The organism is Mucilaginibacter litoreus (genome assembly GCF_042676805.1).
GTDB classification, from domain to species: Bacteria; Bacteroidota; Bacteroidia; order Sphingobacteriales; family Sphingobacteriaceae; genus Mucilaginibacter; species Mucilaginibacter litoreus.
In genome coordinates this window covers 64,860-82,984 of the sequence record NZ_JBHTHZ010000003.1, presented here as the reverse complement: position 1 = coordinate 82,984, position 18,125 = coordinate 64,860, and the positions used below count along the sequence as shown (strand labels likewise).

The 18,125-nt window shown below is 42.4% G+C and carries 17 protein-coding genes; 12 read left to right on the top strand and 5 right to left on the bottom strand.

Translation table 11 applies throughout. From position 1 onward, the window contains the following. Positions 1 to 220 precede the first annotated feature (220 nt). Positions 221 to 1,396 (top strand): type IX secretion system outer membrane channel protein PorV, encoded by a 1,176-nt coding sequence (porV, locus tag ACFQZX_RS06235; RefSeq protein WP_377112678.1) that lies wholly within the window; start codon positions 221 to 223, stop codon positions 1,394 to 1,396. After that, positions 1,396 to 1,884, top strand: coding sequence for a 2-C-methyl-D-erythritol 2,4-cyclodiphosphate synthase (gene ispF, locus ACFQZX_RS06230; protein WP_377112676.1), 489 nt, complete (start codon positions 1,396 to 1,398; stop codon positions 1,882 to 1,884). Before porV ends, ispF begins: the two co-directional genes overlap by 1 nt. A gap of 7 nt (positions 1,885 to 1,891) precedes the next feature. Here ispF and ACFQZX_RS06225 read toward each other — a convergent pair whose 3' ends face one another. Beyond that, positions 1,892 to 2,242: a hypothetical protein gene (locus tag ACFQZX_RS06225; protein ID WP_377112674.1), complete on the bottom strand. Its 351-nt coding sequence runs from the start codon at positions 2,240 to 2,242 to the stop codon at positions 1,892 to 1,894. A gap of 164 nt (positions 2,243 to 2,406) precedes the next feature. Between ACFQZX_RS06225 and ACFQZX_RS06220 the strand changes: the two genes are divergently transcribed. The 3 genes from ACFQZX_RS06220 (at position 2,407) to ACFQZX_RS06210 (ending at position 7,936) form a co-directional block, all read left to right on the top strand. Further along, a complete protein-coding gene (locus ACFQZX_RS06220) occupies positions 2,407 to 6,450 on the top strand; it encodes a methylmalonyl-CoA mutase family protein (RefSeq protein WP_377112672.1) in 4,044 nt (1,347 codons plus the stop codon). A 149-nt stretch (positions 6,451 to 6,599) separates the two neighbouring features. After that, a complete protein-coding gene (locus ACFQZX_RS06215) occupies positions 6,600 to 7,289 on the top strand; it encodes a hypothetical protein (RefSeq protein WP_377112669.1) in 690 nt (229 codons plus the stop codon). Between the two features lie 128 nt (positions 7,290 to 7,417). After that, the gene (locus ACFQZX_RS06210; protein ID WP_377112667.1) at positions 7,418 to 7,936 is read left to right on the top strand and encodes a thioredoxin family protein; all 519 of its coding nucleotides are present in this window, start codon (positions 7,418 to 7,420) and stop codon (positions 7,934 to 7,936) included. A 134-nt stretch (positions 7,937 to 8,070) separates the two neighbouring features. Here ACFQZX_RS06210 and pyk read toward each other — a convergent pair whose 3' ends face one another. Together pyk and ACFQZX_RS06200 are read right to left on the bottom strand one after the other, a co-directional pair. After that, the gene (gene pyk, locus ACFQZX_RS06205; protein WP_377112665.1) at positions 8,071 to 9,507 is read right to left on the bottom strand and encodes a pyruvate kinase; all 1,437 of its coding nucleotides are present in this window, start codon (positions 9,505 to 9,507) and stop codon (positions 8,071 to 8,073) included. A gap of 61 nt (positions 9,508 to 9,568) precedes the next feature. Further along, positions 9,569 to 9,994 carry an IPExxxVDY family protein gene (locus tag ACFQZX_RS06200; protein ID WP_377112662.1) on the bottom strand — a complete coding sequence of 142 codons (426 nt, stop codon included), beginning with the start codon at positions 9,992 to 9,994 and terminating at the stop codon, positions 9,569 to 9,571. A 389-nt stretch (positions 9,995 to 10,383) separates the two neighbouring features. On the opposite strand from ACFQZX_RS06200, the gene ACFQZX_RS06195 reads away from it, so the two are divergent. Genes ACFQZX_RS06195 through rnc form a run of 3 tightly spaced genes read left to right on the top strand, consistent with a single transcriptional unit; the run spans position 10,384 to position 12,633 of the window. Next, the gene (locus ACFQZX_RS06195) at positions 10,384 to 10,623 is read left to right on the top strand and encodes an acyl carrier protein (RefSeq protein ID WP_067058906.1); all 240 of its coding nucleotides are present in this window, start codon (positions 10,384 to 10,386) and stop codon (positions 10,621 to 10,623) included. A 21-nt stretch (positions 10,624 to 10,644) separates the two neighbouring features. Then, complete coding sequence (fabF, locus tag ACFQZX_RS06190; RefSeq protein WP_377112658.1) at positions 10,645 to 11,898, top strand: beta-ketoacyl-ACP synthase II; 1,254 nt, start codon at positions 10,645 to 10,647, stop codon at positions 11,896 to 11,898. 9 nt (positions 11,899 to 11,907) lie between these two features. Continuing rightward, positions 11,908 to 12,633, top strand: coding sequence for a ribonuclease III (gene rnc / locus ACFQZX_RS06185; RefSeq protein WP_377112655.1), 726 nt, complete (start codon positions 11,908 to 11,910; stop codon positions 12,631 to 12,633). On the opposite strand, the gene ACFQZX_RS06180 is transcribed toward rnc, so the two are convergent. Further along, the gene (locus ACFQZX_RS06180) at positions 12,622 to 13,374 is read right to left on the bottom strand and encodes a hypothetical protein (RefSeq protein ID WP_377112653.1); all 753 of its coding nucleotides are present in this window, start codon (positions 13,372 to 13,374) and stop codon (positions 12,622 to 12,624) included. The genes rnc and ACFQZX_RS06180 overlap by 12 nt on opposite strands. Positions 13,375 to 13,525: 151 nt before the next feature. On the opposite strand from ACFQZX_RS06180, the gene ACFQZX_RS06175 reads away from it, so the two are divergent. From ACFQZX_RS06175 to miaE, 4 genes are all read left to right on the top strand, one after another. Further along, entirely contained in the window at positions 13,526 to 14,401 is an 876-nt protein-coding gene (locus ACFQZX_RS06175; RefSeq protein WP_377112650.1) for a YicC/YloC family endoribonuclease, read from the top strand. Positions 14,402 to 14,497: 96 nt separating this feature from the next. Beyond that, positions 14,498 to 15,070 carry a guanylate kinase gene (gmk, locus tag ACFQZX_RS06170; protein ID WP_377112648.1) on the top strand — a complete coding sequence of 191 codons (573 nt, stop codon included), beginning with the start codon at positions 14,498 to 14,500 and terminating at the stop codon, positions 15,068 to 15,070. Positions 15,071 to 15,146: 76 nt separating this feature from the next. Continuing rightward, the gene (nadD, locus tag ACFQZX_RS06165) at positions 15,147 to 15,719 is read left to right on the top strand and encodes a nicotinate (nicotinamide) nucleotide adenylyltransferase (RefSeq protein WP_377112646.1); all 573 of its coding nucleotides are present in this window, start codon (positions 15,147 to 15,149) and stop codon (positions 15,717 to 15,719) included. A gap of 157 nt (positions 15,720 to 15,876) precedes the next feature. Further along, complete coding sequence (gene miaE / locus ACFQZX_RS06160) at positions 15,877 to 16,476, top strand: tRNA-(ms[2]io[6]A)-hydroxylase (RefSeq protein WP_377112644.1); 600 nt, start codon at positions 15,877 to 15,879, stop codon at positions 16,474 to 16,476. 47 nt (positions 16,477 to 16,523) lie between these two features. Here the strand turns inward: miaE and ACFQZX_RS06155 are convergent, their stop codons facing one another. Next, a complete protein-coding gene (locus ACFQZX_RS06155; protein ID WP_377112640.1) occupies positions 16,524 to 18,122 on the bottom strand; it encodes an FAD-dependent monooxygenase in 1,599 nt (532 codons plus the stop codon). Positions 18,123 to 18,125 lie beyond the last annotated feature (3 nt).

Here is an 18,125-nt window from a genome sequence, read left to right as displayed (position 1 = left end):
AAACTATTTGGAGGTAAATTTAAAAAAATCAATTAAAAAACAACGTTAATAAAGCAATTGTGACAGGTACACTCTTTAAACCTATTTAAACGGACATGCTTGCGTTTAAGTTACAATAAATTATACTATACCAACCCTGCGTTTAATACACTGTTAAAAGCTAATTATTAGGGAGCATATTTATAATACTTTTGAATAATAAGAGTAAATTGCACCTTAAATGAAGCTCTTTATCCGTAAAAAGTTTACTTTATATGCTTTACTTGCTACTCCCTTATTTGCAGTAGCACAGAGCAATACAACCACAAGTGGCGGCGGCGTAAATTCCATACCAACGGCCGTTCCATTTTTGAACATCACGCCCGACTCGCGCTCTGGTGCTATGGGCGATGCCGGTGTTGCACTATCGCCGGATGTAAATGCCAATTACTGGAACCCTGCCAAGCTTGCGTTTTTGCAAAACAACCATGAGCTATCGGCATCTTACAGCCCCTGGTTAAGGCATTTGGTGCCCGACGTGAGCCTTTCTTATTTAAGCTACGCCTATAAGATAGACGAGCGCAATACTTTGGGTGCATCATTGCGGTACTTTAACCTTGGGTCGATACAGCTGATAGATGATAACCAAACAGACCAGGGTTCATATAATCCTAATGAGTTTGCATTGGATGTTTCCTTCGCCCGTAAGTTTGGCGACAACCTTTCATTGGGATTACAGGCGCGCTATATTTATTCTAACTTTAGCAATGGCGGCTTTGTTGCGGGCAGCAGGCAAACCAATAAAGCCGGCAATGCCGTTGCAGCAGGCGTATCATTATATTATACCAAGCCATATGCGGACAATTCAACATTTGCCTTTGGCGCCAACATTTCTAACATTGGTACTAAAATAAGCTACTCTGATAACGGGCCAAGCTATTTTTTACCTGCCAACCTTAAACTGGGTGTGGCAAATACCTGGGGTATTGATGATCTGAATAAGTTTAGCCTTGCCTTTGATGTTAATAAGTTGCTGGTACCCACACCACCAATACGCAACAGCGACGGAGATATCACCAGCGGGCACGACGATAATGTATCTGTACCGGCAGGTATTTTTCAGTCATTTGGTGATGCGCCGGGAGGGTTCAGCGAAGAACTGAAAGAATTTACACTTTCGCCTGGTGCGGAATACATGTATAATAATTTACTGGCTATACGCGCGGGTTACTTTTATGAGAATGCGCAAAAAGGCGGCCGCCATTATGCCACAACCGGCTTTGGTGTGGTTTACAAAGATTTCCGGTTTGATTTTTCATACCTTATTGCCAGCCAGCAAAACAGCCCGCTGGCAAACACCCTGCGTTTTACCTTGTCGGCCTCATTTGGCGGTACAACAAATGCTGATATCAGATAATGACAAAAATTAAAGTAGGCTTTGGCTTTGATGTACATCAGCTAAGGCAGAACCATCCTTTTATACTTGGCGGTGTAAACCTTGAGCACACCAGCGGCGCATACGGCCACTCTGATGCCGACGTGATGTTGCATGCGATATGCGATGCATTATTAGGCGCTGCAAACCTGCGCGATATAGGTTATCATTTTTCAAATAAAGACGACCGCTGGAAAGGCATAAGCAGCCATGTACTGTTACAGCATGTTGTTACCATGCTTGCCGAAAAGGGTTGGCAGATAGGCAATATAGATGCCATGGTATGCCTGGAGGCGCCAAAGATCAATCCGCATATACCGGCAATGCAGGCTAACATAGCACAAGCCGCAGGCATCAGCACAGATGATATTTCTATCAAAGCCACCACTAATGAGCAGCTTGGCTTTATTGGCCGCGAGGAAGGCGTAGTAGCTTATGCAGTTTGCCTTATTGAGCGCAAAGCCGACTGATTGCAGCTTAGTTACTGGTAAGTAAGCGCTTCATCAGGAAATCCGGATGTTCGTCGCTTTTATCTTTGATGGTATTCACATAAACCCATCCCTGCCGTGCCATATAGTTAAGCGCATCAGCAAGGCTGTTAAAACGTATCTCGCTACCATTTTCATCGCGCAAGCGCTTATCAAAGCCGGGGCCTTCGCCCCTGTCTATATCAATGCACAGCGTACGCTCAAATATACCGCTATGAGTTTTTACAATACAGTATTCTTCTGCCGCATTAGTATTTTTAGAAGGAGTAAGGTGTGGCGTTTGTGCCATGACCAGGCAAGGTAAAAATGCTATGGACATCCATAATAGCAGCGCTTTCATAATTTGTAATTTGGTTAAGTGTTATAGGTGTAGGATAACAAATGGCGCACGAGGTTTAATGTATACACCAATTGTAAGCGTCTTGTTACAAAGCCTTCAACATCGCAATAATATTATGCTTGCATAGAAAAATATTACTTTTGTTAAATCAACTATTTGTTTGCATGGAAAGCACTGCCCCTTATAAATCTCTACACAAAATCCGCCTGGTTACCGCTGCCTCTTTGTTTGACGGGCATGATGCTACTATCAACATCATGCGGCGTATATTGCAAAGCACCGGTGCAGAAGTGATACACCTTGGCCATAACCGCAGTGTGGACGAGGTAGTGAACTGTGCAATACAGGAGGATGTGCAGGGTATAGCTATCACCAGCTACCAGGGTGGGCATATAGAGTACTTTAAGTACATGCATGATCTGCTGCAAGAGCGCGGCGCAGGACATATCAAAATTTTTGGCGGCGGCGGCGGGGTCTTCCTTCCTGATGAGATTGAAGAACTGCAGGCTTATGGCATCTGCAAAATATATTCACCCGACGATGGCCGGCGCATGGGGCTGCAGGGCATGATCAACCACATTATGCAGGAATGCGACTTTTTACCGCCTGGTGTATCCGATGATAAAGAACGGATAAAAGATAAGGGACACATTGCCAGCCTCATCACTGCTGCCGAGTTGGGTAATCATTCACCACTCACTATCCCACACTCTCAACACCCCATTCCCGTTCTTGGTATTACCGGCACAGGCGGCTCTGGTAAATCAAGCCTGGTTGATGAGATAGTGAGAAGGTATTTAAGGAAAACTGATAAAACCCTCGCCATCATATCTGTCGACCCAAGTAAACGCAAAACTGGCGGTGCCTTACTGGGCGACCGTATCCGCATGAATGCCATCAATGATCCGCGGGTATATATGCGATCGCTGGCCACCCGCCAGGCCAACCTTGCCTTAAGCAAACACGTGCATGAAGCTATAGATATATGTAAGGCAGCCGGCTACGACATGGTTATTGTTGAAACATCAGGCATTGGCCAGTCGGACACCATGATAACCGATTATTGCGACCTGTCGCTATACGTGATGACCCCGGAGTTTGGTGCCGCCACACAACTGGAAAAGATAGACATGCTTGACTTTGCCGACCTCGTGGCCCTTAATAAGTTTGATAAACGCGGCGCTTTAGATGCTCTTCGGGATGTGCGCAAACAATACAAACGCAATCACCGGTTGTTTGATGCCCCTGACGAAGCTTTGCCCGTTTATGGCACCATGGCATCCCAATTTAATGACCCGGGCATGAATACTTTGTTCGCTGCATTAATGCAGCAAATAAAAGAAAAAACCGGTATTGATTTAATGCCGGATAACAGTTACGGGCCCCATGAAACAAATGCTGACAATCCGGAAAAGATATATATCATACCGCCTGACCGGGTGCGTTACCTGGCAGAAATTACAGAAAGCAGCAAGGCTTATACCGACTGGATGAACGAGCAGTGCAGAATTGCGCAGCAAATGTACCAGGTAAAGGGAGCTATTGATATCGTAACCGAACAATCTGACGCATCAACTGATCAGAAATCTGAAAAGATGCGGAACATTGCGTCTTTACAGGACATTTATGATCACCTGGAACAACATCTGCATCCAGATTGCAAAAAGCTGCTGAAACAATGGCCCGAAACTGTGGCCAGGTATAAAGCCGATGATTTTATATATAAGGTGCGTGATAAAGAGATTAAACAGCCGCTGCATTACACATCCTTATCGCAACTAAAAGTACCCAAAATCGCATTGCCAAAGTACGAGGCCTGGGGCGATGTTTTAAGGTGGTTGTTAACAGAAAATGTACCCGGTGAGTTTCCGTATGCCGCAGGGGTATTCCCGCTTAAGCGCGAAGGTGAAGACCCTACACGCATGTTTGCCGGCGAGGGTGGCCCCGAGCGTACAAACAGACGCTTCCATTACGTATCACTTGGACAACCGGCGCATAGGCTGTCAACCGCGTTCGACTCGGTGACGCTTTATGGGGAAGACCCTGATACCCGGCCGGATATTTATGGAAAGATCGGCAATTCTGGCGTAAGCATCGCCACGCTTGATGATGCCAAAAAGCTGTATTCAGGCTTTGATCTGTGCCACCCGTCTACATCCGTATCCATGACCATCAATGGACCGGCCCCTATACTGCTCGGCTTTTTTATGAATGCCGCCATTGACCAGCAATGCGAAAAATACATTATCGAACACAACCTTGAGCACCTTGTAGAAGCCAAGTTTAAAGAATTGTATGACGATAAAGGATTAAACAGGCCGATGTATGGTAAAAAGCTTTACTCTACACTCTCTGGAGATAGCCTCTCCCCAACCCTCTCCAGAGGAAAGGGAGTAAGAGAAGTCTCCCCTAACGTGAGAGATTTAGAGAGGGCTAAAAGTCCGGGGTTTCATACCGCAGACCTTAGACTATGGGATATTTTAAAAGTTAATTCAGCGGAAAACCGTAAAAATCCTAACCTGGCCGAAGATTTGTTATGGCAAAAACTTCGCAATAAACAAACTGGTTTTAAAATAAGGCGACAACATGCGATTGACGGCTATATTGCAGATTTTGTTGCACTATCAAAAGGCCTGGTTATTGAAGTAGACGGCGACTATCACATATTCACTACTGAGCAGGATGAAGTGCGTACTCGCGTACTTAAAGAATATGGCTTTGATGTAGTTCGTTTCACCAACGCTGAAGTTTTAACTGACACAGACAAAGTATTAAAAAAGATTGTTCAGACTCTTCAAGCGCAGCCTGAAAGGAATATTTATGGGAAGGATAGCCTCTCCCCAACCCTCTCCAGAGGAGAGGGAGTAAGAGAAGTCTCCCCTAACGGGGGAGATTTAGAGGGGGCTTCATTCCAAGAGAGCCTCTCCCCAGCCCTCTCCAGAGGAGAGGGAGCAAACCAAGTCTCCCCTAACGGGGGAGATTTAGAGGGGGCTGCACTGCCCCCCGGCAACAGCGGCCTTGGCCTGATGCTTCTTGGCTTAACGGGCGATCAGGTGCTGCCGCTGGATGTATATCAGCAGATAAAACAACAGGCTATAAGCACCGTACGTGGTACTGTACAGGCCGATATATTAAAAGAGGACCAGGCACAAAACACCTGCATCTTTAGTACTGAATTTGCCCTGCGCATGATGGGCGATATACAGCAGTACTTTATTAATAACAAAGTGCGCAATTTCTACTCTGTTTCCATATCCGGCTACCATATTGCCGAGGCCGGGGCCAATCCTATTACTCAGTTAGCCTTTACACTGGCTAATGGTTTTACTTATGTAGAGTACTATTTAAGCCGTGGCATGCATATAGATGAGTTTGCGCCAAACTTGTCATTTTTCTTCAGTAACGGTATCGACCCGGAATACGCTGTAATAGGAAGGGTAGCAAGGCGTATATGGGCCAAGGCTATCAAAAACAAATATAAAGGCAATGATCGGTCGCAAAAGCTTAAATACCATATACAAACCAGCGGCCGTTCGTTACACGCACAAGAAATTGATTTCAATGATATCCGCACAACGCTGCAGGCTTTATATGCCATTTACGATAACTGTAACTCGTTGCATACAAACGCTTATGACGAAGCCATTACTACCCCTACAGAAGAGTCGGTACGCCGGGCGATGGCCATCCAACTTATCATCAACCGCGAATTAGGGCTGGCCAAAAATGAAAATCCGGTTCAGGGAGCCTTTATTATTGAGGAATTGACCGATCTGGTTGAACATGCAGTGCTTGCCGAGTTCAGGGCTATTAATGAACGAGGCGGGGTGTTGGGCGCCATGGAAACCATGTATCAGCGAGGTAAAATTCAGGAAGAATCGCTTTACTACGAAACACTTAAACATAATGGCAAATATCCTATTATCGGTGTAAATACTTTTTTAAATAAAAAGGGCTCTCCTACGATCATCCCTTCTGAAGTGATAAGGGCCACCGAAGAAGAAAAGCAGGTACAAATAAGTAATCTTTCTGATTTCAAGCAACGTAACCAGGATAAAGCTGCCGGACTTTTAAAGCAGTTACAGCAAAAAGCTATAGCCGGCGATAACATTTTTGAAAGCCTGATGGAGATTTGTAAATACTGTTCTCTTGGCCAGATAACCCATGCTTTATATGATGTTGGCGGCCAGTATCGAAGGAATATGTAAATGGAGTAGATTTATACGGTTTAATTTAATGTAGTTCAAATGGCTGCAATGTAAAAAACTGTGTTATAATTTCACATTTTGATACACAACCAATAGATTCAGCTAACTATAAATCAGATAATTAGATAGTTTCATGCTACTATTTGATTATGAAACCTGGTTATTTAAGCTTATTACTTGTTATTGTTGCCGTCCAACTACACGCCCAACCATTAACAAAACTAATATCTGCTGAAAAGACAACAGAAGCGCATAAGGTATTACATCATACGCACTTGCCAGATTCAGCTGCTAATGCGATTGTAAAAACAGAAATGCAATCGTTATCTGCCTTCTTTTTTAAATGGCCTGTTTGCTGGTATACCGATGGACCTGATGTTATTCCCGAAAACAATATGTTGCCAAACAGTAAGGCCGACAATATTTTTATTGATGTTAACCTGTTAGGTACTAATTGCGAGGCAGGTACCCAACATATTAATATAGTAAGCATACTTGCACATCAGTTTGCTGCTATGATGCTTACTAAATACCAGTTAACCCTATCCGAGTCAAAAAAACGCATCTTTACCGATTATGTAGCCGGATACTATTTAAGCTGCAGGTTTGTAAATGATACCAAAGGCAACAATTTAGGATGGCTGTCAGATTATCTTGATCAATATTACAACACCTCTGCTGATAATATGGCAACATCCAGAGGGTTTATAACAGGAGCAAATGATTTTCTGAACCATTACCGGAAGCGGCAGATGTTCACGCTTCAGGATATTATTTATGCCGGTTTGGAAGTAGCGTCAAATTCAGATATGCAGGCAAATCAACTTTCAGCAGAGTAGATGTTATGATACCATCAACTGTTTAATAATGGATATAAAGGTGTTAAACCTATGTCTAATAAATATTACATTGATACAACCAGGCATTAGCTGGTAATTATTTAACTTTATAAAAAAGTTGACACCACATGAAAAAAATTTTAGTAATTGCAGCATTGCTTGCTTTTTCAATTACAACGAAAGCACAGGATGCAACTAAGCCCGAAAGCCCTAAGATCTACAATCCGGCTGCAGATGCTAAGGCAGATATTACTGCCGCCGTGAAAAAGGCTGGTTCCGAACATAAAAATGTACTCCTTCAGATTGGTGGTAACTGGTGCGTATGGTGCCTTAGGTTTAATAATTTAGTTACAACAGATGCCGAGCTCAGCAAATACCTTACTGATAATTACGTTGTACAGCACGTTAACTGGAGCCCTGAAAATAAAAATGAAAAAGTACTGGCCGCTTTAGGATATCCGCAACGCTTTGGCTTCCCGGTATTTGTGATACTTGATGGTAAAGGCAATCGCCTGCATACTCAAAACTCCGGATACCTCGAAGAAGGTAAGGGACACAGCAAAGCAAAGGTGATGGAATTTTTGCAGGGATGGTCGCCTGCCGCGCTTGATCCTAAGAGCTACGAAGAAAAAACGAAGGCTAAGTAAATAGTAGTGAATGGTTAATAGTGAGTATTATCAATACTCGCTATTTTTATATAATAAAAGGGTTATGCAAAACATAACCCTTTTTCTATTTCTAAATCTTCGGACTTCCGACCTTAGACTTCCAGACTCATAAACTATTCAATAATGCTTACTCTAAGCATATTGGTTTTACCTTGCTGGTTAATCGGTACAGCTGCAGTATTGATAACTACATCGCCCGGCCTTAATAACTGTTCAGATTTAAGGATGGCGTTAACATCACTGATTGTTTGGTCGGTGCTTTCCAGCTTATCGTAATAAAATGCCCTTACACCCCATACAAGGCTTAGTGCATTTAATAACTGCCTGTTTGAAGTAAAGATATAGGTACCTGCCTTAGGTCGATAGCTCGAAATTTCAAAAGCGGTATATCCAGATGTGGTCATAGATACTATACCAACAGCATTGGTATGTTCTGCCAGGTAAACCGCCGAACCGCAAAGAGCGTCGCTAAGATAGTTTGTGGAACCGGTATCTTTATTTTCAGCTTTCTCGGCATTGAAAGGATAGCCAAGGTCTTCTACATTACGCACTATCTTAGCCATAGTTTCAATAACTATAACCGGAAACTCACCTACGGATGTTTCACCGCTAAGCATTACGGCATCGGCGCCGTCAAGTACCGAGTTAGCTACGTCGTTCACCTCGGCACGGGTTGGGCGCGGGGTGGTGATCATTGATTCCAGCATCTGGGTAGCAACAATAACCGGCTTTGAAGCGTCGCGGCATTTGCGGGCAATCATTTTCTGCAGCAAAGGCACTTCTTCAAGCGGGCACTCAACACCAAGGTCGCCGCGGGCAATCATCACCGCATCGGTAGCAGCAATAATTTCATCTATATTTTCAATCGCTTCAGGCTTTTCAACCTTGGCCACTACACGCGCAGCCTTACCGCTTTCGCGGATGATGCGTTTCAGGTCAATAATATCATGACCGGTACGTACAAAAGAAAGGCCTATCCAATCAACATCCTGCTCTAAAGCAAAATGCAGGTTTTCAAGATCATCGGGCGTTAAACTTGGTATAGATACTTTAGTATTTGGCAGGTTAACACCTTTGCGCGATGTTAATATACCGCCGTGCACTACTTCGCAAACAACGGTATCTTTACGGTTGGTTTCAATAACCCTCAGTTGTAGTTTACCATCATCAAGTAAAATAATCTCATTGGGTTGCACATCCTGCGGGAAGGTTTCATAAGTAATGTAAATCTGGTTATCATCACCTATTGACTCATGGGTAGTTATATTAATGCGGCTCCCATTAATAAGGTGTATCCCGCCGTCTTTTACCAGCCCTATACGAATTTTAGGGCCTTGTAAATCGGCCAGTATCCCAACATTGGTTTTATATTCTTCGTTTATCTCGCGAATGAGGTCAATAACCTTTTTGTGATCTTCGGGCTTACCATGCGAAAAATTGAGGCGGCATACATTAAGTCCTGCCCTAATCATTGCAAGTAATACATCTTTTTTGGCCGAGGCCGGGCCCATTGTAGCAACGATTTTGGTGCGATTATAATAAAAGTTCATATTCTCAGATTAATTCAGGATATATTATACAATGTGTAGTTGATACACATTTAAATTTTGGCTAAAATAACAGATTTTCCCGTGATTTTATTTTTTTTGGGTCAATCTTTACAGCTGCGACAATATCTGGTATTTTATTTAATGCCGAAATGATGTTGTCAAGGTCCTCTTCATCAATATAATTTTTGATCATTATAAAATAGTCTGCCTCGCGCATTTCAGGCACCAGGTAACCTTCTGTGCCTTTATTACTGATGAAATAAAAATCGGTCTCGGTATTATCCCAGCTGTAATGATATAATGAAAACAGCATTTCAGCACCGTTTAAAGCATTATCAAGCCTTAGGTCATCGGTACGGATAAAGTTAAAATTTAAATGCCTGTTTACATAATAGCATATACGGTAATCTTTTAAAGATGTCGTAATAGCTATTAAAACAAAGTCCAGATCGATCTCAAACCTTAAAACTTTTCTGTTCAAAATCATTAAAATTTTGGCTGGTAAAAATACAAACACCTGCACTTACTATAAAGTTTTTATTGATTATCCTGTATTTTTTAATGGATGCTTGTATTTATATGCCTGTATTAAGAAACTCGCATGAGTATGATATATAATTACAAAAGGTTAAAACAGCCTTAATTTACGCACAACTGTTAATCAGGGGCAATCACAATCAGGAAGCTATTATTACAAAATTTACCCTTTCTAACTCTAAGCAAAATCATTACTTTTAGCCCGTTAAAAAATGCAGTTAAAAAACCTTTTGATATAATTAGGTGTTGCCTATTTATTGTCAAAGTTTTTAGATTTGATATTTAACATAAATTATTTTTCTTTGCACTGAATTTATTAATCATTAAACTAAAAAGACTATGTCTGATATCGCTTCAAGAGTAAAAGCTATTATCGTGGAAAAACTGGGTGTTGACGAAAGTGAAGTTACACCAGAAGCAAGCTTCACCAACGATCTTGGTGCTGACTCTTTAGACACCGTGGAATTAATCATGGAGTTTGAAAAAGAATTTAACGTTGCTATCCCTGACGATCAGGCTGAAACCATTGGCACTGTTGGCCAGGCTGTTGCTTATTTAGAAAAAAACGTTAAAGCTTAATTTGCTCCCTAAAACTGTTAAATGGAGTTTAAAAGAGTTGTTGTAACCGGGCTTGGAGCGCTTACTCCAATTGGTAACACTGTTGCAGAATACTGGGACAGCCTTATTAATGGGGTAAGCGGCGCTGCCTTTATTAAGAGTTTTGATGTAACTAACTTCAAAACCAAATTTGCCTGCGAAGTAAAGAATTTTGATGCCGACGGCTTTTTGGGCAGGAAAGATGCCCGTAAGCTGGATCCGTTTGTTCAATACGCTTTATTCTCTACAGAAGAAGCTGTTAAGGATGCCGGTTTAGATTTCGAAAAACTTGATACCAGCCGCATTGGCGTTATCTGGGGCTCGGGCATTGGTGGTTTAAAAACGTTTTTGGATGAAGTTACCAACTTTGCAAAGGGTGATGGTACTCCTAAATTCAATCCGTTCTTTATTCCTAAAATGATCGCCGATATCGCACCCGGCCATATCTCAATCAAATATGGTTTACGCGGGCCAAACTTTACTACGGTTTCTGCGTGTGCATCGTCAAACAATTCGCTTATTGATGCTTTTAATTACCTGCGCCTTGGTAAAGCCAACATGTTTATCACGGGTGGGTCTGAAGCTATTATAAACGAAGCTGGTATTGGCGGTTTTAATGCTATGCACGCGCTTAGTACCCGTAATGACGACCCTGCAACTGCATCGCGCCCGTTTGACCTGGACCGTGACGGCTTTGTTGCCGGTGAAGGCGCCGGTACCATTATTCTGGAAGAATTGGAACATGCTAAGGCACGCGGCGCTAAAATTTATGCAGAAATGGTGGGTGGCGGCATGAGTGCCGATGCATACCACATGACTGCACCGCACCCCGAAGGCCTTGGCGCATGCCTGGTTATGAAAGCTGCACTTGAAGATGCCGGTTTAACACCTGCCGACATTGACTACGTTAACGTGCACGGTACCTCTACACCAATTGGCGACCCGCAGGAAGTTAAAGCAATTACTGATGCATTTGGCGATCGTATATACGACATCAATATCAGCTCGACAAAATCCATGACAGGCCACCTGCTTGGTGCTGCCGGCGCTGTTGAAGCAATCGCATCTATACTTGCAATAAAGCATGATATCATTCCGCCTACCATCAATCACTTCAATGATGATCCGGCGTTTGACCCTAAAATCAATTTTACATTCAACAAGGCGCAAAAGCGAGTAGTTAATGTAGCACAAAGCAATGGCTTTGGTTTTGGCGGCCATAATGCTTCAGTTATATTTAAAAAATACCAGGATTAATCTTATTGGATGCCAATTAGCCGATTTTATAAGCTATACCTTTCACCCAATAGAAAATATGTCAAGGTTTTAAAAAATTTGCTCGGCTTTGTGCCGGGCAATTTGTCGTTATACCGTCTCGCTTTTCGGCATAAATCTGTTGCCCAAAACATCAAAAAAGGGGTAAAAAACAGTAACGAACGCCTTGAATTTTTGGGAGATGCAGTGCTTGGCAGTGTAGTAGCCGAAGTATTGTTTAAGCTATATCCTTATGAAAACGAAGGTTTTTTAACCGAGCTGCGCTCAAAAATAGTAAGCCGTAATAACCTTAATCAACTGGCCCGTAAACTGGGTTTTGATAAACTGGTTGAGTTTGATGCAAAAATACTGGTGAACGGCCGGCAAGGCTCATTGCTGGGCGATGCCTTTGAGGCATTGATAGGCGCCGTTTACCTTGACAAAGGATATGATTTTACACGCAATTTTTTAGTTAATCATATCATCAAATCGCATATTGATATACATACCCTTGAGCAGACTGAAACCAATTTCAAGAGTAAATTGATTGAATGGTGCCAGCGCCATGGCAAAGACATAACCTTTGAGCTGATAACTAATCAGGAAGGTGAAAGCGCCAAACTGTTTACTATAAAGGTAAGTGTAGACGGCGAAACGGTAGGATCTGGCAAGGAGTTTAGCAAGAAGAACGCTGAAAAGCTTGCTGCTGAAAAAGCCTGTACAGCTTTAGGGATTTGAACCCTGCTGTGTTGATAGTTTTGGCAATTTAGGCAAACTACCCCTATCTCCATTTTTCTTGAAATAATCGTATTGAGATTTGGTATGCCGGATAAGATCGTACTCGGCCCAGGTTTTTAGGTCCTCGTACGAAGGACGATAGAATTCCATAAACTTTTGCACTGTTGCAGTATCTGTTTCGCCGGTTACACGCATAATAAAGGGTTTATTATAACGCTTATCCACTTCGGTAGCTTCCAGCTCACGCTTTTGAAATTCTGCGAATCTTTTTGCACGCCCCGGGGTTTTGCCAAATAACTCATAAATGCCGGTTATTGGATTGGTGAGCATTGATAATACGGGCGGCTTGCCGTTATAAAAGGTGCCTTGCTTGCGATAATCGCTCATTATCTCGTTTAGTTCCTGCTTTTTGGTTTGGCCGGTTATACGAACTTCATTAAGCTGCACCTCCGGCTGCATATACACCACCATACCGTAGGTTGAAGCCTGCTGCTTTTGTGGAGTAAAACCTTGCTTACTAAATACCAGGGTATCGCCAGGGGCTGCGGTAATACTAAACCCTCCTTGTATATCACTCATCACAAAAACATCCGTCCGGGTATTGGTAATAGCTACGCCTGCAAGCCGCTCAGAAGATATCCGCTTATAAATAGCGCCCTTGATAATTACCTGCTGCGCAAAAACGCCGGTAACAGGTATCATTAAAGCTAAAACTATAACAGTGAAAAATTTGAAGGGCATAGTTTAAAAACGTAGTAAATGTAAAAAATGTATAGCAGAGTGAAGTGTGAAAAAATGTTAAAGTACTTTAAGATTGAGATAACAAATTACACTTGCAACTTCCCAAAAAGCGTAATTTTCTGAGTTTGCGACTAAAAACTTATCTTTGCACATGATAAAATCAATGACAGGGTATGGTATTGCCACCTCCGACTCGGGCAATGTAAAGTATACCGTCGAGATAAAATCCCTCAACAGCAAATTTCTTGAGCTTTCCCTGCGCCTTCCAAAAATGTTTTCTGAAAAAGAATTTCAGTTACGTAACGATTGCAGTAAACAAATAGAGCGCGGCAAAGTCAACCTTTCTATTAACGTTGAACAGGCCGGTTCAAATGTAAAAGCCGCCGGTATAGATCGTGATCTTCTGAAACATTATTTTAACCAGCTTAAAAACGTAAGCGATGAATTGAACGAGCCGGGCGGCAACCTGCTGCAACTGGCCCTTAGTTTACCGGAAGTTGTAAAATACGAAGAAGATACCATAAACGAGGAAGAGTGGAAACTTGTTGAGAAAACCTTTCAACAAGCGCTTTCGGCGTTTCAGAAATTCAGGAGCGATGAAGGAGAAGTGTTGGAGCAGGACATAAAGCAACGCATTGGTATTATTCTTAAAAACCTGGAACTTGTTGAAGTTGAAGAACCCAAAAGGGTACCGGCTATCCGCGAGCGCCTGAACCAGTTTTTAAGCGAAGCGGTTGGTGCAGAAAGCATAGATAAAAACCGTTTTGAACAGGAACTGATCTATTACATAGACAAGCTGGATATTACAGAAGAAAAGATACGTTTAAAAAGCCACTGTGAGTATTTTTTAGAAACGCTGAAAAATGCTGACGCCAATGGTAAAAAGTTAGGTTTTATTTCCCAGGAGATTGGCCGCGAAATAAACACACTTGGTTCAAAAGCCAACGATGCAAATATGCAGAAGCTGGTTGTGGGCATGAAAGAAGAGCTGGAAAAGATAAAAGAACAATTATTGAATGTATTGTAAGTTCATAAGTTCACTGGTTCATTAGTTTGTTTGTTGCCTGCAGGCAGCTTCCGGCTTTTACCCAATGAACAAATGAGCGAATGAACTAATAAACTAATGACACCAGAAGGAAAACTGATTATATTTTCGGCCCCATCGGGCGCGGGTAAAACCACCATAGTACAGCACCTGCTTCGTAAAATGCCCGAGCTGGAGTTTTCTATTTCGGCTACTACACGTGCACCGCGCGGCGAAGAAAAAGACGGTAAAGATTATTACTTTATCAGCAAAGAAGAGTTTTTACACCGCATAGCAAAAAAACAGTTTGTAGAGTTTGAAGAGGTTTATACAGGTACATTTTACGGCACATTACGTACAGAAATTGAGCGTATATGGGCAACTGGTAAAACTGTAATTTTTGATATAGATGTTGAAGGCGGTATGCACCTTAAACGCAAATACCTGGAACAGGCGCTGGCCATATTTGTACAGCCCCCATCGCTCGAGGTTTTGATAGAACGCCTTACCGGCCGGGGTACCGATAGTGCAGAAAAATTGCAGGAACGTTTTGCCAAAGCCGAAAAAGAGCTTAATTACGCTCCTCAGTTTGATATTATCCTTAAAAATTACGATCTTCAGACAGCTTGCAAGGAAGCGGAAGAGTTGGTGAGAGGCTTTATTGGTTCATAGCTAATGGTTCATAGTTTATAGGCCATTAATATTAATCTTCACCTATGATCTATTAACCATCAACCATAAACAAACTATGAAAATCGGTTTATTATTCGGTTCTTTCAATCCAATACATATCGGGCACCTGATTATTGCCAACTATATGGCTAATCATACCGCTTTGGATAAGGTTTGGCTGGTGGTATCTCCTCAAAATCCTTTAAAAAAATATGGCGATCTCATCAGCACTTATGACAGGCTGGAGATGGCCAAGCTGGCTACTGAAAATGCCAGTAATATATCTGTAAGTGATGTAGAACTACGCTTGCCCCAACCCTCTTATACTATTGATACGCTTACACACCTTAAAGAAAAATATCCTGAACATGACTTCGCGCTGATCATGGGGTCGGATAACCTGGTGACACTACATAAATGGAAGAATTACAAGCTTATACTGCGCAACTATAATATATTTGTTTATCCCCGCCCCGGTTATGAAAATGCCGAATTGGCCTCGCACCCATCCGTAACCATTACCATGACCCCATTGATGGAATTATCTGCAACCTTCATTCGTAAATCCATCAAGGAAAAAAAGAATGTACAATATTTTGTACCAGACCCTGTTCTGAAATTTATAGAGAGTAAGAGTTTGTATAGATAGTTCCTCTAAATCATTGCGAGGGGTTACAACAAAGCAATCTCAGTATAACTACTTGTACCATGAGATTGCTTCACTATCGTTCACAATAACATTTTTCAGATTTCTTGCTTTCAGTTTTAGCCTTTACGCTTTCGGCATTAACGCCTATCTTTGCATTATGAGCGAAAAAACCATTTTAAAACTGCAATTGCCTACAGATCCGCTTTGGGTAAAAAACGTAGTGGAAAGCAATATTGAGGAGCTGCTTACCGATCATGCCTTTTGCGAACAAAAAGCTGCCAGCAATGCTATCACGCTCATAGTGCAAAACCCAAACCTGAGCGATCTGGTTCAGGAAATGGCGCTCCTGGTTCAGGAAGAAATGGATCATTTTAAACGCGTGCATGACATTATTTTACAACGCGGTTTTGTGCTTGGCCGAGAGCGTAAGGACGATTATGTAAATGAACTGCGCAAATTTATGATAACCGGCGGCGGCCGTGAAGCACAACTGATAGACCGTTTATTGTTATCGGCCATGATAGAAGCACGCAGCTGCGAACGCTTTAAAGTACTTTCTGAAAACATAAACGACACCGAGCTATCTGAGTTTTACCATGAGCTGATGATAAGCGAAGCAACCCACTATGCCACCTTTATTCGCCTCGCTAAAAAATACGCCGTTGAAATTGATGTAGATAAACGCTGGAAAGAGTTTTTAGAATATGAAGCCATGGTGATACAAAATTACGGCAAGGCCGAAACCATTCACGGCTAACACTTATATCAAACAGGTATTTATAGATTTACTACCGGCCCGATACATCAGCTGATAAAACCAACCACATTGCGCAGGTAGTTATTCATCATGCTGATGTCTACCGTATCGTTTAAATAACCAATGTGCATATCCGGCCTTACAATTATTGCCTTACGTGTACCCGGAGTAATTTGCATTGTATCAAACAACTTTGAATTACCTTTTGAAAACGGCAAATGGAAAAAATTAAGCAGGCCGTTATAATCCTGCGTTATCCATTTGGCAAGGGTAAAAAGATAATTTTCCGGTATGTCGCCAAAAGTTATTAAGGTAAAGCCCGGCTTACTGCACCAGGCATGTATATCGGTTTTTTGTTGTTTCTTTTCGTCGAATATTTCCAGATACGGCAGGCGGTCGCCTGCTTTGATGTGGGTGTGCCTGCCAAGACCAAGGCTAAGCTTAGCACCACGATAGTTGATACCGGTTTGGGATATACGCTCAAAAAACATATCGCGCATTTTATCAGCCTTCCACAATAAATTAAGCAATTGCGGCGCTATGTACCTTTTGAGCAGATTGCTAAACCAGCTGCGCGACATGATGATGTTAAATACCCTGTCTGTAGTGTTTAGCAGATCTTTTGCAACCGGCATACGTTCTTCTGTATAAGTTTTGAGTATGCCCGGTTGAATTTGTTTATTGATCACTGCAGCAAGTTTCCATGCAAGGTTATAAGCATCTTGAAGGCCGGTGTTCATTCCCTGCCCGCCAACCGGCGAATGTATATGCGCTGCATCGCCAATTAAAAAACAATTACCATCGCTAAATTTATCGGCCATGCGGTGATGCAGTTTGTATACCGTGAACCAGTTAACCTTATCAATGGCTATATCCTTCCTGGTAACATCCTGTAAAAAAGGCAATACTTTTTTCAGATCAGGTGCATCGTCACCTTCTAATGTATCAGGAAGGTTAGCTACTATCCTAAAACTATTTGCCTCTGGCAGCGGGAAAAATCCGGCAAAGCCCTTCCTGTTTAAAAACAGGCTAACCACATTTTCATCCATCTCACCGTAAAGCTGCACATCGGCCAGGTAAAACTGATGCTCATAGGTATCGCCCGTAAAATGCAGCCCTAATTGCTTACGAACGGTGCTATGCGCGCCGTCGGCGCCTATAATATAAGTACAGCTCAACTCAAAAGCAGTATCGCCATTTTGCAAAACCGCGTTATATAAGGTGCCATTCTGCTTAAAACTTCTTAAAGATGTTTGCCAGTAAACCGGGCAGCAAGCCTGTGTAAGATAGTCCAGCAATAAGCGCTCGTTTTTGCTTTGTTGGTAAAGCAATACAAAGGGAAACAAAGTTTTATTTCCACCCATCTGGTTAAGATCAAACTTGACCAGCTGTTCGCCTTCCTGGTAATAAGCAAGTCCCTTTGCCCGCTTGCCCCCTGACAATACGTTATCCACTATACCCATCTGCCGATATATCTCCACTGACCGAGCCTGTACCGCCAATGCTCTTGATTGGTTGGTAGGGCCTTGCCGGTTATCTATAATTACCGGTTGTATGCCATATCTAAGCAACTGGGCAGCCATCATCAACCCCGAGGGCCCCGCCCCTACAATTAAAACGGTAGTATGTTGCGGTGTGGCTATCATTCA